This window comes from Neisseria sp. Dent CA1/247 (assembly GCF_022870825.1).
In the GTDB taxonomy this organism is placed as follows: Bacteria; Pseudomonadota; Gammaproteobacteria; order Burkholderiales; family Neisseriaceae; genus Neisseria; species Neisseria zoodegmatis.
In genome coordinates this window covers 352,773-369,393 of record NZ_CP091522.1, presented here as the reverse complement: position 1 = coordinate 369,393, position 16,621 = coordinate 352,773, and the positions used below count along the sequence as shown (strand labels likewise).

12 protein-coding genes are annotated in these 16,621 nt (G+C 49.4%); 7 read left to right on the top strand and 5 right to left on the bottom strand.

The genetic code is table 11. The features are described from left to right. The first annotated feature begins 23 nt into the window (after window positions 1-23). The 5 genes from LVJ85_RS01685 (at window position 24) to LVJ85_RS01665 (ending at window position 7,494) form a co-directional block, all read left to right on the top strand. Window positions 24-1,193 carry a nucleotide sugar dehydrogenase gene (locus tag LVJ85_RS01685; RefSeq protein WP_244740918.1) on the top strand — a complete coding sequence of 390 codons (1,170 nt, stop codon included), beginning with the start codon at window positions 24-26 and terminating at the stop codon, window positions 1,191-1,193. 162 nt (window positions 1,194-1,355) lie between these two features. Beyond that, window positions 1,356-2,681, top strand: a complete 1,326-nt coding sequence (locus LVJ85_RS01680) for a glycosyltransferase family 2 protein (RefSeq protein WP_244740916.1) — start codon at window positions 1,356-1,358, stop codon at window positions 2,679-2,681. Window positions 2,682-2,850: 169 nt separating this feature from the next. Beyond that, window positions 2,851-4,923 (top strand): capsular polysaccharide biosynthesis protein, encoded by a 2,073-nt coding sequence (locus LVJ85_RS01675; RefSeq protein ID WP_244740913.1) that lies wholly within the window; start codon window positions 2,851-2,853, stop codon window positions 4,921-4,923. Between the two features lie 51 nt (window positions 4,924-4,974). Continuing rightward, window positions 4,975-6,387 carry a capsule biosynthesis protein gene (locus tag LVJ85_RS01670; RefSeq protein WP_244740909.1) on the top strand — a complete coding sequence of 471 codons (1,413 nt, stop codon included), beginning with the start codon at window positions 4,975-4,977 and terminating at the stop codon, window positions 6,385-6,387. Window positions 6,388-6,489: 102 nt separating this feature from the next. After that, the gene (locus LVJ85_RS01665; RefSeq protein ID WP_244740906.1) at window positions 6,490-7,494 is read left to right on the top strand and encodes a S49 family peptidase; all 1,005 of its coding nucleotides are present in this window, start codon (window positions 6,490-6,492) and stop codon (window positions 7,492-7,494) included. Between the two features lie 81 nt (window positions 7,495-7,575). Here the strand turns inward: LVJ85_RS01665 and LVJ85_RS01660 are convergent, their stop codons facing one another. Both LVJ85_RS01660 and LVJ85_RS01655 read right to left on the bottom strand, forming a co-directional pair. Further along, window positions 7,576-8,391: a M48 family metallopeptidase gene (locus LVJ85_RS01660; RefSeq protein WP_085363476.1), complete on the bottom strand. Its 816-nt coding sequence runs from the start codon at window positions 8,389-8,391 to the stop codon at window positions 7,576-7,578. A 110-nt stretch (window positions 8,392-8,501) separates the two neighbouring features. Further along, window positions 8,502-9,200 (bottom strand): SIMPL domain-containing protein, encoded by a 699-nt coding sequence (locus LVJ85_RS01655; protein ID WP_244740904.1) that lies wholly within the window; start codon window positions 9,198-9,200, stop codon window positions 8,502-8,504. Window positions 9,201-9,768: 568 nt separating this feature from the next. Between LVJ85_RS01655 and nhaC the strand changes: the two genes are divergently transcribed. After that, window positions 9,769-11,151: a Na+/H+ antiporter NhaC gene (gene nhaC / locus LVJ85_RS01650; protein ID WP_244740902.1), complete on the top strand. Its 1,383-nt coding sequence runs from the start codon at window positions 9,769-9,771 to the stop codon at window positions 11,149-11,151. A gap of 151 nt (window positions 11,152-11,302) precedes the next feature. On the opposite strand, the gene pyrE is transcribed toward nhaC, so the two are convergent. Further along, window positions 11,303-11,944, bottom strand: a complete 642-nt coding sequence (gene pyrE, locus LVJ85_RS01645) for an orotate phosphoribosyltransferase (protein ID WP_244740899.1) — start codon at window positions 11,942-11,944, stop codon at window positions 11,303-11,305. A 151-nt stretch (window positions 11,945-12,095) separates the two neighbouring features. Between pyrE and chrA the strand changes: the two genes are divergently transcribed. After that, a complete protein-coding gene (gene chrA, locus LVJ85_RS01640) occupies window positions 12,096-13,274 on the top strand; it encodes a chromate efflux transporter (RefSeq protein WP_370686946.1) in 1,179 nt (392 codons plus the stop codon). 53 nt (window positions 13,275-13,327) lie between these two features. Here the strand turns inward: chrA and LVJ85_RS01635 are convergent, their stop codons facing one another. Together LVJ85_RS01635 and gyrB are read right to left on the bottom strand one after the other, a co-directional pair. Further along, window positions 13,328-13,984: a hypothetical protein gene (locus LVJ85_RS01635; protein ID WP_244740893.1), complete on the bottom strand. Its 657-nt coding sequence runs from the start codon at window positions 13,982-13,984 to the stop codon at window positions 13,328-13,330. Between the two features lie 177 nt (window positions 13,985-14,161). Beyond that, window positions 14,162-16,555: a DNA topoisomerase (ATP-hydrolyzing) subunit B gene (gene gyrB / locus LVJ85_RS01630; protein WP_244740891.1), complete on the bottom strand. Its 2,394-nt coding sequence runs from the start codon at window positions 16,553-16,555 to the stop codon at window positions 14,162-14,164. Between the last annotated feature and the right edge of the window lie 66 nt (window positions 16,556-16,621).

Below are 16,621 nucleotides of genomic sequence, written 5' to 3'. Positions count from 1 at the left end.
CTGCTTTATATAAAGGGAAAACAATGAAAATAACTATCGTCGGTTCGGGATACGTCGGATTATCTAATGCAGTTCTTTTGGCACAACATAACGAAGTGGTCGCCTTAGACGTCAATGAAGAAAAAGTCGGCCTGCTCAACCGTAAAATATCTCCTATTGTCGATGCCGAAATCGAGCATTATTTGGCCGAAAAACCTTTAAATTTCCGTGCCACAACAGATAAAGAACAAGCTTATTCCGGGGCTGATTACATCATCATTTCCACCCCTACAGATTACGACCCTGTCAGCAATTATTTCAATACCGCGTCAGTGGAATCGGTAGCGTGCGACGCTGTTTCCATGAATCCGGATGCTGTCATCATCATAAAATCTACCGTACCGGTCGGATTTACAGAGCGGTTAAAACAAGAATTAAATGTGGAAAACATTATTTTTTCACCCGAATTCTTAAGGGAAGGCAAAGCCCTATACGACAACCTTCATCCGAGCCGGATTATTGTGGGAGAACATTCTGAAAAAGCAAAAAAATTCGCCGAACTGCTGCGTGATGCTTCATTGAAACCGGATGCGCCCATACTGTTAACCAACAGCACAGAAGCAGAGGCCATTAAATTGTTTGCCAACACCTATCTGGCCATGCGCGTTGCTTACTTCAATGAATTGGATACTTACGCGGCAATACACGGCTTGGATACCCGGCAAATCATTGACGGCGTATGCTTGGATTCCCGTATCGGCAAACATTACAACAATCCGAGTTTCGGCTACGGAGGTTACTGCCTGCCCAAAGATACCAAGCAACTGCTCGCCAACTATCAAAATGTGCCTCAAAACATGATTCAGGCGATTGTTGCAGCCAACAGTACGCGCAAAGACTTTATCGCAGAAGACATTCTGCGCAGAAAACCTCAAACGGTCGGCATCTACCGCTTGGTGATGAAAGCCGGATCCGATAATTTCCGTGCATCTTCGATTCAAGGCATCATGAAACGCTTAAAAGCCAAAGGTATCCATGTCATTGTTTACGAACCCGTACTGCAAGAGAGCCATTTCTTCCATTCTCCGGTCATGAACGATTTAGCGCAATTCAAGCAACAGGCCGATGTCATTGTCGCCAATCGGATCACCGACGATCTGAATGACGTTTTAGATAAAGTGTACAGCCGCGATTTATCGGGCACAGATGCTTGAAGCACCATACAAACTGGCAAGGTAAAAGCAATGCTGAATGGTTTGCTGTACATTTATTTGCGATATTTAATTCAGACAAAAGATTTTCTGAAAATATCGTCACACGCAGAGCGGTATAAACACCAACCGGAATGGTTGTGTTACGTGCATCACAAGCTGGGCATGCACCGACACGCAACCCGACAGCCGTATCCGGTTAAAAACCGTTTGGCACAAGCCGCTTACATTGCTTCGATGGTCGGGTGCGGCCGTATTAAAGAGGCGGAAGAATTGGCTCAAGTTTTCATCAACCAAAGCAATTCCGGCACAAAAAGCAGCCATATTTATGCCGGTATTTTCGCTCCTTTCCTGCCCGCCCATGCTTTGACCCTCTTGGAGCGGACCGGCAATCCTTCGGCATCAAAATTATACCCGTACCTGCTTGCCCGTATCGGCAAACACGAGCGGGCTGAGAAATTTACTTCCGCAGCTATCCAAGAAGGACAAGCAGCCCATCATCCCGAGCTGTATCTGCTGGCAGCCAACACAGCCGCAACAACGCAAAAACAATTGACCGATACAAACCAATACCTGAACCATTACAGTTTAGAGCCCGTATACCTAAAGAATGACAACATTCCTCCAAACGTAATGAATCTGGATTGCCCCTGCCAGCACACGGCAACCGGCCCGCTGGTCAGCATTTTGGTAACCGCCTACCAAAGCGAGAAAAGAATCAATGCAGCTATAGAATCCTTATTGAAACAAACCTACCGGAATTTGGAGATTATTGTCATTGACGACGCAAGCAGCGATGCGACAAGCGAAGTCATCATCGGCTGGATGCAGAAAGATTCGCGTGTACGCTATCTCAAACTGCCTCTCAACATCGGCACGTTTGCCGCAAAAAACATTGGCCTTCAATATGCCGAAGGCGAGTTTGTTACCTGCCAAGATTCCGACGACTGGGCTCATCCGCGAAAAATTGAGTATCAAATACAGCCCCTACTGGACAATCCGAATCTGGTCTGCACCACCTCCCGCTGGGTACGCATTCAGGATGACGGCCGTTATTATGCAAGACTCATCTACCCTTTAACCCGTCTCAATCCGGCCTCACCGCTTTTCCGCAAAGAAGCCGTCATTTCCCGCATAGGTTCATGGGATTGGGTGCGCACTGGAGCGGACAGTGAATTTTTAGAGCGCATCAAACTGGCTTTCGGGAAACGCGCCGTATTGTCGGTCAACAAACCATTAACATTCGGCGCACACCGCTCCGATTCGCTGATGACCGCTCCGGATACCGGCTACAACGCCCAAGGCATATCGGCAGGCCGTCTGAATTATTGGGAATCATGGAGAAGCTGGCATTTGGAATGTATACAAAACAAGCTTATTCCTTATGTTTCGAATCAATACAGCGGTGCTCGGCAATTTACTGCGCCACAAAGCTTAACGGTTAACCCCGAAGATGTTTTGTACTGCAAAAACAAACTTACCGAATATTAAAAAATTATTTGCCGAATAATCATCTTGTAACTGTTCCACCGAAGTCTGGGAAGCAAAAAACATTTACCGTTAATTGGTAACCAGATTTTCAAAACATCAGAAACAAGCAATCCCTCAACCCCAACGGCTATGAATAATTTTGATCAGCGTTTCAAACGGATATTGCAAAGTGAACACAGCGTTTATTTTCACTAAAGGCATCCGCGCCCAAGGCGTGCGCAAGCTGCCCTATCTTACAGCCTTTTTGCCCGAACTTGCCGTCACCAAAGACAAGGCGAAGGCAGAGTCCATAGTGGATTGGGGCTTGCTGCCCACCAACAAAAAAGCCCGCGACTACGCCGCCAAACACCACCTTCCTTTTATCGCTTTGGAAGACGGCTTTCTGCGTTCACTGGGCTTGGGCGTAGAAGGCTGGCCGCCCTATTCCGTAGTCTTCGACGATACCGGTATTTATTACGACACCACCCGCCCTTCGCGTTTGGAACAGCTGATTCTCAATGCAGATACCATGCCGTCTGAAATATTGGACGATGCAGAAAAAGCCATCAAGCTTATTCTTGACAACAAACTGTCCAAATACAACCACGCACCAGAATATCCCGCCAATCCGAATCCCCGAAGGCCGTCTGAAAAAAAGACCGTCTTGGTGATTGATCAAACCGCTGGCGATATGGCCGTCAAATACGGCAGTGCCGATGAAAACACCTTCAAGCATATGTTTCAGACGGCCTTATCCGAAAACCCCGATGCGGAAATCTGGGTAAAAACCCACCCCGACGTACTAAGCGGTAAAAAGCGCGGTTATTTAACCGATATTTCCCTGCAGGCCGGCAACGTCCGTGTGCTGGCGGAAGACATCAATCCCATTTCATTATTAGAGCAGGCAGACAAAGTTTATTGCGTAACCTCGCAAATGGGTTTTGAAGCCATGATGATGGAAAAACCCGTCGTAACCTTCGGCCTGCCCTGGTATGCTGGCTGGGGCATTTCCGACGACCGCCATCCCGCCGTACACGAACTGTATGCGCAAAACCGGCGGGCAAACCGCAACATGATCCGGCTTTTTGCCGCCGCCTATTTCCAATACAGCCGCTATGTCAATCCGAATACCGGCGATACCGGTACATTGTTCGACGTTATCGACTATCTAGCTTCGGCCCGCCGCCTAAACGAGAAACTCCGCGGCAATCTTTACTGCCTCGGCATGACTTTTTGGAAACGTGCGGTAGTCAAACCCTTTTTAAACGTACCCTCCTGCCGACCGCATTTCATTTCATCGTTCGGCAAACTCAAATCACTCACATTGCCCGCCGATGCGAAAATTTTGGCATGGGGTGTAGACAATGAAGATGTGGCCGCTTTCGCCCGCCAACACAACCTGCCCCTGCTGCGTATGGAAGACGGCTTTGTCCGTTCCGTCGGTTTAGGCTCCAATCTCGTGCCGCCCCTGTCGCTGGTTACCGACGATATGGGTATCTATTTCAACCCGAACACCCTTTCGCGTTTGGAACATATCCTGCAAAATCAAACCTTTTCCCAAAAAGATTTTCAGACGGCCTCCTATCTGCAACGTGCATTAACCGAGTCTGAAATCAGCAAATATAACGTCGGTAAAGGCCGGCTCAACATTCCCGACACTTCCCGCAAAGTGCTGCTGGTTCCCGGTCAGGTAGAAGACGATGCTTCCATCCGCTACGGCTCACCCGAAATCCGCACTAACTTGGGTTTATTGAAAAAAGTACGCGGGCTGAATCCCGATGCCTACATCATCTACAAACCCCACCCCGATGTTGTGAGCGGCAACCGTGTCGGCGCCATTCCGCCGGAAGAAGCATCACGCTATGCCGACCAAACCGTTACCGATTGCGACATCATCACTTGCTTAAAGTATGCCGGCGAAGTGCATACCATGACTTCCCTGTCCGGATTCGAGGCCTTATTGCGCGGTAAAACCGTACATTGCTACGGCCTGCCGTTTTATGCCGGCTGGGGGCTGACTCACGATCATCTCAACCTTCCGCGCCGCACACGGAAGTTGGCATTGTGGGAATTGGTTGCCGGTACGTTGATACACTACCCCGACTACGTCGACCCAGAAACCAAACACCGCACCGACGTCACAACCGCCATCAGCATTTTGAGTATGCAGAAAACAAAGTTACAACACCGTAATTTGCTGCCCCAACATCTTCTTAGCAAACAATGGGGGAAATTCAAGCAAATTTATTCACTATTTAAATAAAACAAGTGTTATAGTTATATATATTTTATAAAAAATGAATAAACTATCATTATGGGAATCATCGACACCAAAAGCAATTTGGAAAATTTGATTTTCCAAAACCAGCGAATTTTATTATTGCAAGGTCCCATCGGCCCTTTCTTTAAAAACTTTGGGGATTGGCTGCGTTTGGCTCACCGTAAAACCGTGTTTAAACTCAATTTTAATCACGGCGACGAAGTTTATTACCCACAAAATATCCACAATACCTTTGCCTACCGCGATACTTATCAAGCATTCCCCGGCTTTTTAGCCGGCTTTGCCGCCGAAAACCAAATCGATGCCGTAGTATGTTTTGGCGATACGCGCCCTTACCATGTCGCCGCCAAACAAGTGGCGGAGAAGCTCGGACTCAGCTTTTGGGTTTTTGAAGAAGGCTATTTCCGCCCTTTTTACGTTACTTTAGAGCAAAACGGCGTCAATGCTTTCTCGCCCCTGCCCCGGGAAGCGTCTTTCTTCGAAAGCAAATTACCTACTCTCGCCCAACAAACTTACCGGTCGCCACCTGCTGTAAAAGGCGGCTTTATGCCTATGGCCAAATGCGCCGTCCGCTATTACTGGGCCTCGGGAACCAAGCGCAAATTCTACCCCCACTACATCCACCACCGCTCCAACAGTATCCCGAACTATATCCGTTCATGGATGATTTCCGGTATAAAACGTGCGGCCTATATGTTTAAAGACCGCAAATTCAGCCAAGAAATCAAAGACGGCAAGTACGGCAAATTTTATATTCTGCCGCTGCAAGTATTTAACGACAGCCAGGTACGCGTCCACAGCGACTTTTCTTCGGTTCAAAATTTTTTGCTGCATGTATTGTCTTCTTTCGCCACGCACGCACCCGACGACGTCAACCTGATTGTCAAACATCACCCTATGGACAGGGGATTTACCGATTACCGAAAAACCATTAACCGGTTTATCCGCAGCCATCCCAAGCTGGAAGAGCGTATTTTTTATGTTCATGACGCCCCGTTACCCGTATTTTTGCGCCACGGCATCGGCATGGTCACGCTCAATAGCACCAGCGGCCTTTCGGCACTGATCCACAATATGCCGGTAAAAGTGTTGGGGCGTGCAAACTACGATATTTCGGGCATTACCTTTCAAGGATGCTTGGCCGAGTTTTGGAAAAAGCCGACACCTCCTGATCCTAAGTTGTTTCATGCCTACCGGATGTACCACATCAACACTACGCAGATTAACGGCAGTTTTTACAGCACGGTTAATTTTCCCGAAATTTCAGGCAGCTCCCTTCCGACTATCGACACCGGATCAAAAACGCCGATGTCTCGGCCTGCGCCGGTATACGACGGTTTGCAGACCTTAACCCCTTCTCCGCTCCATAAAGCCTCTTCTCATTACCCGGAGGGCAAAAACCTGCACAGCGTTTCCATCCGCAACATTCACAACGGGTCTAAATAACTTATATTCCAGCAAGCCCCACAGAGGCCGTCTGAAAGCCAAGTTTTCAGACGGCCTCAATTAGCCTAAAATAGCAGCGGTTTATTTTAGAAAGCTTTCAACATGCAATACCGCATTCCTCAAGAAAACCAAACTTCTCCCGACAATCCCCCGCCCCAAAACAATGCTGAAGGAAATTGGGAACGCAATGTGATGCGCGATGCCTTGCTGGCCTCTTACCAAGAGCAGCGGCGTACCCGTTTTTGGCGCAATATTTGGCGTGCCGTTTGGACGTTAATCTTTTTATCGATCGCCGTTCATTCATGCAGCGATTCAGACAATACCGCTCAATTCACCGCCAAATCCGGCGAACACACCGCCCTAATTACGCTCAACGGTGCCATCGGTGTCGATTATGAAGAAGATCAAGTCGGCATGCTGCGCGACAGTCTCGAAGCGGCTTACAGCAACCCCAATGTAAAAGGCATCATCATCAGCGCCAACAGCCCCGGCGGCTCCCCTGTGGTATCCAATATTGCCTTCAACGAAATCCGTCGCTTGAAGTCAGAGCACAAAGACATTCCGCTGTATGTGGTGGCCGGAGACGTATGCGCCTCAGGCTGCTATTACATCGCCTCGGCAGCCGATAAAATTTATGCCGACCCCACCAGCGTAGTCGGCAGCATCGGCGTGATCGGCGGCGGATTCGACCTCACCGGCTTAATGGACAAACTGGGTGTTAAACGCCGTCTGAAAACCGCCGGCAGCAACAAAGGCATGGGCGACCCCTTCACACCGGAAACGCCCGAACAAGCCAAAATTTGGGAGAACATGCTGGCCGACATTCATCAAGAATTTATCAAAGCCGTCAAACTCGGCAGAGGCAGCCGCTTGAAAGACAAAGAAAACCCCGACGTATTCAGCGGCAGAATCTATACCGGCAACGAAGCCAAAAAAATCGGCCTGATTGACGGCCACGGCAGCATCTACAGCGTATCGCGCAATGTGATCAAAGCCCCCGTATTGATCGATTACACTCAGGAAGACAACTTCAGAAAACTGCTCAGCCGCAGCCTGCGTTCGGAAACCTCCGCTCTTTTGGAATCCATTGGCAACCGTATTTGGTAAGGGCATACAAAAGAGGCCGTCTGAATTTTCAGACGGCCTATTTTACATATCAGCAAACAGCCAATTAGACTTGACAAACTATTAGCGGCGGCGTTTGTTGCGCTCGTAAATAGGCATCACTTCCGGCAACATTTTGCGGATAGCTTCCATACGGTCTTTATTGGAAGGGTGGGTAGAAGCCAAAGTCGCCAACGCGCCATGGTTATGACCGCCTTCTTTTTCCATTTTTTCCCATACGGTAATAGCCGCTTGCGGATTGTACCCCGCCTCGGCCATCAAACGCACACCGCCTGCATCAGCCTCTCGCTCTTGGCTGCGCGAGAAAGGCATGTTCACGCCATATTCGCTCAACAAAGCGGAAGACAGATTCACCGTATCGCTGCTCACACCGGTTTTGGCCGCCAATACCGAGCCGCCTACGCCAACCGCAATATTGGTCAGCACTTGTTGACCGATGGCTTTTTTGCTGTGTTCCAATAAAGCATGCGTCATCTCGTGGCCGACTACCGCCGCGATTTCGTCGTCATTTAATTTCAAACGCTCAACCAAGCCGGTGTACATGGCCATTTTACCGCCCGGCATCGCCCAAGCATTCAATTCGTTGGAGCGGATCACGCTCATTTCCCATTTAAACGGCACGCCGGTTTGGTTGGCTTTTTCCGCATGCGGTTTCAAGCGGTTAAACACGGCCTGAACGCGGCGCGCGGTTTTGGAAGACGTATCCAATGCCTTTTGGCTGCGCGCCTCATTCATTACCTGCGCATAGTTTTTAGCCGCACCTTCATTCAAAGTCGCACTGTCGTAACCGGCAAAATCCGCCACCGAAGTACAACCCGAAACCGCCAAAACCGCCGCACACAATAAAGCGCTGCCTCGTAATGCAAATTTTGATTTCATATCTACTCCTAAAAGTGTTGTGTTTATCTCGACTTAAAACTTATTTCAAACTTATTTTCAGACGGCCTTCCTGCCGAATCAGAAAGGCCGTCTGAAATCTTTCAACCGCGTTACATTTGAATCGTACCGCGCACCGTGATGCTGATTTCTTCTGTTCCCGGCGTGGTCTGCTCAGGAACATGCGCCGCTTCGGCATCCATCGCTTTCGCGCGCATCATGGCAGGTGCGGCGCCGACCGAACGGTTGCCGATTTGCCCGAAATCCAAACGCACGATTTTGTAATTGCGGAACCCCATGTTTTTGGTCAGCGACGCGGCACGGTCTCTAAAACGCTTCAACGCAGCCTTGCTCACCTCATCTACCGTATCTTCACGGCTCTGCTTGGATACGCGGAACGTCAGGCTCTCTAAATTGGCTTCACCGCGCGTGTCTGCAACCAGCTTGTTAACGGCTTCGAAGTTTTTACTTTCCACCTGCAACACGGCTTGCTCTTCCCAGCCGGTTTGGGTACGCTTACCTTTATCGGAAAACTCGTAGCGGGGAGAAGCGCTGCGGTGCAGTAATTCGGTTTTAAACTCGTTTGATGTTGCCTTACGGGTAACGTGATTGAGCTTTTTAATAAAGTTCGCACTCACTTCTTCTTGGTTTTTACCTTCTTCATGCACACGCAGGCGGGCGGTTGCAGTGTCACGCAACACTTCGATACTGGCGCTTTCGGAAAATTCGACAACATTGTAATGGAGCGTTTCCGCAGAAACGGGCAATACGGCCGCCGATAAAGCGGTAAACAGTGCGATAGGCTTCAACATTTTGTATTCCCTGTTTAATACATGTTTCAAACATTGTCGGTCTAATTTAGCATAATTTATAGATGTTTTTTGATAAGATATGTGAAGCACATAATATCTAAGCTCGCACATTTTAAAAGTTTTATTAATTTTCTTTAATCTATTCAGCAGCTTTTGCGCTTCTTCACAACAAACTTGCATTCATGCACAAAGCATTTTTTACATAAGATTTCAATTCCGCCTCAAAGCCGATACCGATAACACTTAAATTTCAACCGCCTATCTGATGCAAGTTGGTTCATGCAAAGAAACTTTCCGTGCATCTTCCCTATTTTCGGCACATTTGTTAAATTGTTACCTAAATAATCTTGCCGATATTTTCGTAACCGGTAGCAAAGAAAACTCAAGCTTTCCCAACAAATCGGTACAGTAAAATTTGGCACATTTCCGTTTAAGTTCAGGCTGCCGTCTTTCAATTCGGCATGGTGTTGTCCATCTCATTTGAAGGCCGTCTGAAAAAACGGTTGTGCGCCTCAACCTCATTTTATTCAGAGCCTTAGCCGACAACAGCCCACAGGAGAAAATCTTCATGAAAGAACCTTTATTAACCATCCGGCCGCGCGAAGCCCTACCCGTCTCCGCCCTGGTTGTCGCAACCATGGGCATTACCATGATTGGCTTTGAATGGGTACCGCATCTGTCTGTGATTTTGGTATTGTGCGGACTGTTGGCCATGGGCAAATTGAAAGGGCTGTCGTTTAAAGACATGCAGGAAGGCATGGCTTCGGGCGTGATGTCGGGCATTGGCGCTATTTATCTGTTTTTCTTCATCGGCTTACTGGTATCGGCCATGATGATGTCTGGCTCCATTCCTACCTTGATGTATTACGGCTTTGACCTGATTTCACCCGACATTTTTTATCTTTCCGTATTTGTGCTGACTTCGATTGTCGGCATCTCCATCGGCAGCAGCTTAACCACTTGCGCCACGCTGGGCGTCGCCTTTATCGGCATGGGCAGCGCATTCGGCGCCAATCCCGCCATCGTGGCCGGCGCAGTAGTATCGGGAGCATTTTTCGGCGATAAAATGTCGCCGCTTTCCGACACCACCAGCATCGCCGCTTCTATTGTCGGCATCGACTTATTCGAACACATCCGCAATATGATGTTTACCACCGTGCCCGCATGGGTTCTCACCGCCGCTATTCTGTGGATGCTCTCCGGCGACATCGCCCAAGCGGACTTATCGGGCGTACAAAACTTCCGTACCCAACTTGAAAACACCGGGCTGATTCACGCCTATACCCTGCTGCCCTTCGCCGTTTTACTCGCCTTGGTACTGAAAAAAGTTAACGCCATTTACGCCATCATCACCACCATCATCGTCTCACTGATCATTACCTACATACACAGCAGCCCGAGCATCGGCGAGCTTGGCGGCTATTTCTTCGGCGGCTACAAACCGGCTGAAGGCTTGGATTTGGGCGAAGTGGGCAAACTCGTTTCCCGCGGCGGCATCAACAGCATGTTTTTCACCCAAACCATCGTGATTCTCGCCCTCAGCCTCGGCGGCCTGCTCAACACCTTAGGCATCTTGCCTGCTTTGTTGTCCGGCATCAGTCATTTACTCGTCAATGCCGGCCGCGCCACTTTCTCCGTTGCCGCCACTTCTTTGAGCGTGAACGTCTTAATCGGCGAACAATACCTCAGCCTGCTGCTGGCCGGAAACACATTCAAACCCGTTTACGAACGCCTCGGCTTACACCCGCGCAACATCGCACGCACGGTTGAAGATGCCGGCACAGTGATCAACCCGCTCGTGCCGTGGAGCGTGTGCGGCGTATTTATCAGCAACGTCTTAGGCGTGCCTGTGCTTGATTACCTGCCTTACGCCTTTTTCTGCTACCTGTGTTTACTCCTCACACTGATGTTCGGCTTTACCGGCCTTACCCTGAGTAAAGCTGAAAAATAAGGCCATCTGAATCTGTTTTTCAGACGGCCTCAAGCCAAAATCAACCACAAGGCAACACCATTACAAGCCTTGCCGCTTCACCAAATTTTGATAACCACCATACAAAAAACCGCCGGCAACCATCTGCACCGGCGGTTTTCTTTACACTTTCTTAAGCCACGCCGTAACGCTCGCGGTAAGCGCGCACCGGCTCCAGATAAGCACCAAATTCGGCATTGTTTTCCAGCAGAGCCAGCAAGTCTTTCAGGTTGGCAATCGCCACCACCGGCAGGCCGTATTGCTGCTCCACTTCCTGCACGGCCGACTTTTCGCCCGTGCCTTTTTCCATACGGTCGAGCGCGATGGCAACCGCGGCGGGGGTTGCGCCTTCCGCCTCAATCAGCTTAACCGATTCGCGCACCGACGTGCCGGCCGAAATCACGTCGTCGATAATCAACACGCGGCCTTTGAGCGGCGCGCCCACCAACACGCCGCCCTCGCCGTGGTCTTTCGCTTCTTTGCGGTTATAGGCAAACGGCACGTTCACGCCCTTTTCAGCCAGCATCATGGCAGTGGCCGCCGCCAAAATAATGCCTTTGTAAGCAGGGCCGAACAGCATATCGAATTCGACTTTGCTCTCGATAATCGCCTGCGCATAGAATTTGGCCAACGCCAAAGTGGACGCGCCGTCGTTAAACAAACCGGCATTAAAAAAATAAGGCGACTGACGGCCTGCTTTGGTGGTGAATTCGCCGAACTTCAAAACGTTTTGCGCTAAGGCGAATTTCAGGAAATCTTGACGGAAATCGGACATTTTTACGGTTCTTTCCAGCGGAAAAATAAAGCCGATTATAGCCCAAGGCGGCAAGCTGTAACAGGTTACGCGAAACGAAGCAAAGAGTTCACGGCTCTAGCTATATAATCAATAAGCAGAAAAAGATAAAGACACTGATATGAACCATCAAATCCAAAACAGCTATTCACATAAAACAGCCTACTTCCGGCTTTTTCTGATTTTTCTGTATTTAGGCTGCACATCATTCGGCGGCCCGGCAACGCATTTGGGCTATTTCAGACAGGCATTTGTGGAAAAGCGTGCTTGGTTGAGCGAATCGCAATACGCATCTTTGGTGGCAATGTGTCAATTTATTCCCGGCCCTGCCAGCAGTCAGGTCGGTTTGGCAGTGGGGCTGATACGCGGCGGCTATCTTGGCGCGCTGTTGGCATGGTTAGGCTTCACTTTACCTTCGGCTTTATTGTTAGGCGCATTTGCCTGGGGTTTGCCATATTGGCAGGATGGAGAGGCTCTCAAAGGTATCACACACGACTTGAAAATCGTGGCCGTAGCCGTGGTCGCACAGGCTGTCTGGGGCATGGGCAAGGTATTCTGTAAAAATGTAGTTACCGTTACCCTGATGGCGGTAAGTTGCATCACCGTATTGCTCCTGCCACATATTGCGGCGCAAATCAGCGTGATGTTATTGGCAGGTTTAGTGGGATGGATGACGTTGCAGGAAACTTCCGAACCCCGGCAGCAAACATTGCCTTTTGCTTTAAGTCATCGAGCGGCTTGGTTGTGGTTGTTGGTATTTATTAGTTTATTGGCAGCATCGCTGCTGTTTTCAGACGGCCATTCCCTTTGGGGCTTGGCAACGGCACTGTTCAAAACCGGCTCGCTGGTATTTGGCGGCGGGCATGTCGTGCTGCCGCTATTACAGGCGCAAACCGTGCCGCTTTGGTTAAGCAACGACATGTTTCTTGCCGGTTATGGCGCAGCACAAGCCGTGCCCGGGCCGCTATTTACCTTTGCCGCTTTCCTCGGCACGGCAGCAAACGGCCTGCAAGGCGGCATGGTGGCTTTGGTTTCTATTTTCATTCCTTCTTTTTTACTGGTGTTCGGATTACTGCCTTTTTGGAACAGTTTGAGCAAACAACCAAAATCACGAGCAGCTTTGGCCGGGGTAAATGCCGCAGTAGTGGGCTTGCTGCTGGCTGCTTTGTACCAACCTGTTTGGGTCAGCGCAGTTCATACCCCTATGGATTTTGCTTTGGCCTTGCTTGCTTTTTGCGCATTGATGTTTTGGAAAGTGCCGGTGTGGTTAGTCGTATTACTAGCCGGTTTTGCCGGCATGTATTTGGTTTGAATACTCAAATCAACAACCTCCAATCGAAAAACATCAATATTTCAAACAAGAGGCTACTTACAAGCAGCGCGGTTAAAGCGGGCATGCTTTAACTCCCGCTCATACTCATCGCGATAAATATAAGAAGGCTGAAATTCTTTGTTATCCATATATTCTGTTAATGGCTGCAAAACGCGGCGGCAGGCAGCGGGATTGCCGGCATTTTTATAGCTGACTGCCAAATCGTTACGGGTGCGCATTCTGTCGACAAGGTGCATAAATTCACCGCATTGTTCAAGATAAGTTTGCTTGATACGGATGGCTGATTGAAAATGTTTCTTGCGGTAGGCCGTCTGAAAACGCTGTTCTGTTTGCGCAGCAGCTTGCTTTGTGCAGGCAATGGGCAGCCTGTAATACGTTTTATCGAAAAAAGTATTATGCCCGCAATAAGTTGAGCAGGCGGCTTTTGCTTTTTCGGGAATCGCTATCGATATGCTGTTCCGGGCGGAACGAAAATGTATGCGGCAGCCGTCACCATCCTGCCAAGTATTGTTTTTAATCTGCCCTTCCAAATAACATAAGTTGCCAGACGCACCAACCGTGTCAATTATAAATTCAGGCTGCTTAATGGTAAGCGTTTCACTGGCAAAGGGATTGTGGGTTTGGTAGGTTTGTGCGGATACGGGCAACGCAATAAAGCAAAGTAACAAAACACTTGGATATTTCATCATGCGCTCCTTTATTCACTATATAGCCACTATAAAGGAATGTTGAGTTTTGATACACCTGAGGCCGTCTGAAAAATTTTCAGACGGCCTCAGGTGTTATTTATCAATATCTTACCAATGATTAAGTAGATTTGAGCGGGCAATCTAGTCAATCCGAAAGCCCGACATCAACTTCTATCATTAAGCATCAATATTTTGAGCAACCAACGCATTGTTTTCGATGAATGCGCGGCGCGGTTCTACTTCGTCGCCCATCAGGGTAACGAAAACTTCATCGGCGGCAATCGCATCTTCGATACGCACTTTGAGCAAACGGCGAACAGCAGGATCCATAGTGGTTTCCCACAGTTGCTCGGGATTCATCTCACCCAAGCCTTTATAGCGCTGGATAGACATGCCTTTTTGTACATTCGTCATCAAGATATCCAACGCCTCTTCAAAGCCCGCTACATCGTATTCGTTTTCGCCTTTATACAGCTTGGCTTTTTCACCCACCAATCCCTTGAGTAATTCTGCGGTTTGGGTAAGGGTTTGGTACGACTTGCCGTTAACAAATTTCGGCTCGATATAGCTGACTGCCACATTGCCGTGCAGTTTGCGGGTAATTTTGATGAAGTGGCTGCCTTCAAGGCCGTCCACACGTTCCAATGCAACTTCTTTTTCGTTAAGCAGTGTATTCAATGCCGCAATAGCCGCATCGGTGCTTTCCGCCGAAGACAAGTCCACGGGCTGGGCATGCAACATGGCTTTGAGTACCAAATCGTCTATCACGCGGCTTTCTTGATCGACTACGTTTTTCGCCAACAGGAATTGCTTGGCAACTTTCGCCAACTCTTCGCCTTCGATGGTGCGGCCGTCTGAAACGATTTTGGCTTTATCCAAGGCCAAACCAAGCAGCCATTGGTCTTTTTCAAATTCGTCTTTCAGATAGCGTTCCTGTTTACCGTGTTTGGCTTTGTATAACGGCGGCTGGGCGATATAGATGTAGCCGCACTCCACCAATTCGGGCATTTGGCGGTAGAAGAAAGTCAGCAGCAAAGTGCGGATGTGCGCGCCGTCCACGTCGGCATCGGTCATGATGATGATGCGGTGGTAACGCAGTTTTTCGGGATTGAATTCTTCTTTGCCGATACCTGCGCCCAAAGCGGTTATCAATGTCGCCACTTCTTGGCTGGCCAACATTTTTTCAAAGCGGGCTTTTTCTACGTTGAGGATTTTACCTTTCAACGGCAGGATGGCTTGGAATTTGCGGTCGCGACCTTGTTTGGCCGAACCGCCGGCAGAATCACCCTCGACCAGATACAGCTCGGATAAGGCCGGGTCTTTCTCCTGACAGTCCGCCAGCTTACCGGGCAAGCCCAAGCCGTCCATCACACCTTTGCGGCGTGTGATTTCACGGGCTTTGCGGGCGGCTTCACGGGCGCGGGCGGCATCGACGATTTTGCCGCAAATGGTTTTGGCTTCGTTGGGGTTTTCTTCCAAGAAGTCCGTCAGAGCTTGGCTAATCACTTCATTGACCACGGGGCCGATTTCGCTGGAAACCAGTTTATCTTTGGTTTGGGAAGAGAATTTCGGGTCGGGCAGTTTGACGGACAATACGCAAGTCAAACCTTCGCGCATATCGTCGCCGCTGGTATCAACTTTGGCTTTTTTGGCGATTTCGTTGGATTCGATATAGCTGTTAATCGTGCGCGTCATCACTTGGCGCAAAGCGGTTAAGTGCGTACCGCCGTCGCGCTGAGGAATGTTGTTGGTGAAACACTGTACGGATTCTTGGTAGCTGTCGTTCCACTGCATCGCCACTTCAACGCCCATGCCGTCTTTTTCACCGCTGGCGTAAAACACTTTTTCATGCAGCGGGGTTTTCTTGCGGTTCATGTATTGCACGAAACCGGCCACACCGCCGGAAAAGGCGAAGTCTTCTTCTTTGCCGTCGCGCAGGTCGGTCAGCTTGATGCCGACACCGTTATTCAAGAAGGAAAGCTCGCGGATACGCTTGGCAAGGATATCGAAATGGTATTCAACTTCACCGAAGGTTTCTTCGCTGGCCAAAAACTGCACTTTTGTGCCGGTGCGGCCTTCCGGTGCATCACCCACGACTTTGAGCGGCTCAACCGCCACACCGCGGCGGAACTCTACGAAATGTTCTTTACCTTCACGGTAAATGGTCAAACGCAACCAGTCAGACAAGGCATTCACAACCGATACGCCTACACCGTGCAGGCCGCCTGAAATTTTGTAGCTGTTGTTATCAAACTTACCGCCTGCGTGCAGAATGGTCATAATCACTTCTGCAGCGGAACGGCCTTCTTTGGGGTGGATACCGGTCGGAATACCTCGGCCGTTGTCTTCGATGGTGATGGAATTATCGGCGTTTACGGCTACGGTGATTTTATCGCAATGGCCGGCCAACGCTTCGTCGATGGCGTTATCCAACACTTCAAACACCATGTGGTGCAAACCGGAACCGTCTTGCGTATCGCCGATATACATGCCCGGGCGTTTGCGTACTGCATCCAAACCTTCAAGCACCTGTATGCTCTCGGCACCGTATTCTTCTTGCTGCTGGGTCATAATCGATTCTTTTCTTGCTAGTTTTAGACTGGCTGTACCGCTTGGAACCACTCATTTTCCATAGGC

Excerpts from the sequence above, each read along its gene's own strand:
- LVJ85_RS01685 (WP_244740918.1), top strand. The coding sequence starts at position 24 with ATGAAAATAACTATCGTCGGTTCGGGATACGTCGGATTATCTAATGCA.
- LVJ85_RS01680 (WP_244740916.1), top strand. The coding sequence starts at position 1,356 with ATGCACCGACACGCAACCCGACAGCCGTATCCGGTTAAAAACCGTTTG.
- LVJ85_RS01670 (WP_244740909.1), top strand. The coding sequence starts at position 4,975 with ATGGGAATCATCGACACCAAAAGCAATTTGGAAAATTTGATTTTCCAA.
- LVJ85_RS01665 (WP_244740906.1), top strand. The coding sequence starts at position 6,490 with ATGCAATACCGCATTCCTCAAGAAAACCAAACTTCTCCCGACAATCCC.
- LVJ85_RS01660 (WP_085363476.1), bottom strand. The coding sequence starts at position 8,391 with ATGAAATCAAAATTTGCATTACGAGGCAGCGCTTTATTGTGTGCGGCG.
- LVJ85_RS01655 (WP_244740904.1), bottom strand. The coding sequence starts at position 9,200 with ATGTTGAAGCCTATCGCACTGTTTACCGCTTTATCGGCGGCCGTATTG.
- nhaC (WP_244740902.1), top strand. The coding sequence starts at position 9,769 with ATGAAAGAACCTTTATTAACCATCCGGCCGCGCGAAGCCCTACCCGTC.
- pyrE (WP_244740899.1), bottom strand. The coding sequence starts at position 11,944 with ATGTCCGATTTCCGTCAAGATTTCCTGAAATTCGCCTTAGCGCAAAAC.
- LVJ85_RS01635 (WP_244740893.1), bottom strand. The coding sequence starts at position 13,984 with ATGATGAAATATCCAAGTGTTTTGTTACTTTGCTTTATTGCGTTGCCC.
- gyrB (WP_244740891.1), bottom strand. The coding sequence starts at position 16,555 with ATGACCCAGCAGCAAGAAGAATACGGTGCCGAGAGCATACAGGTGCTT.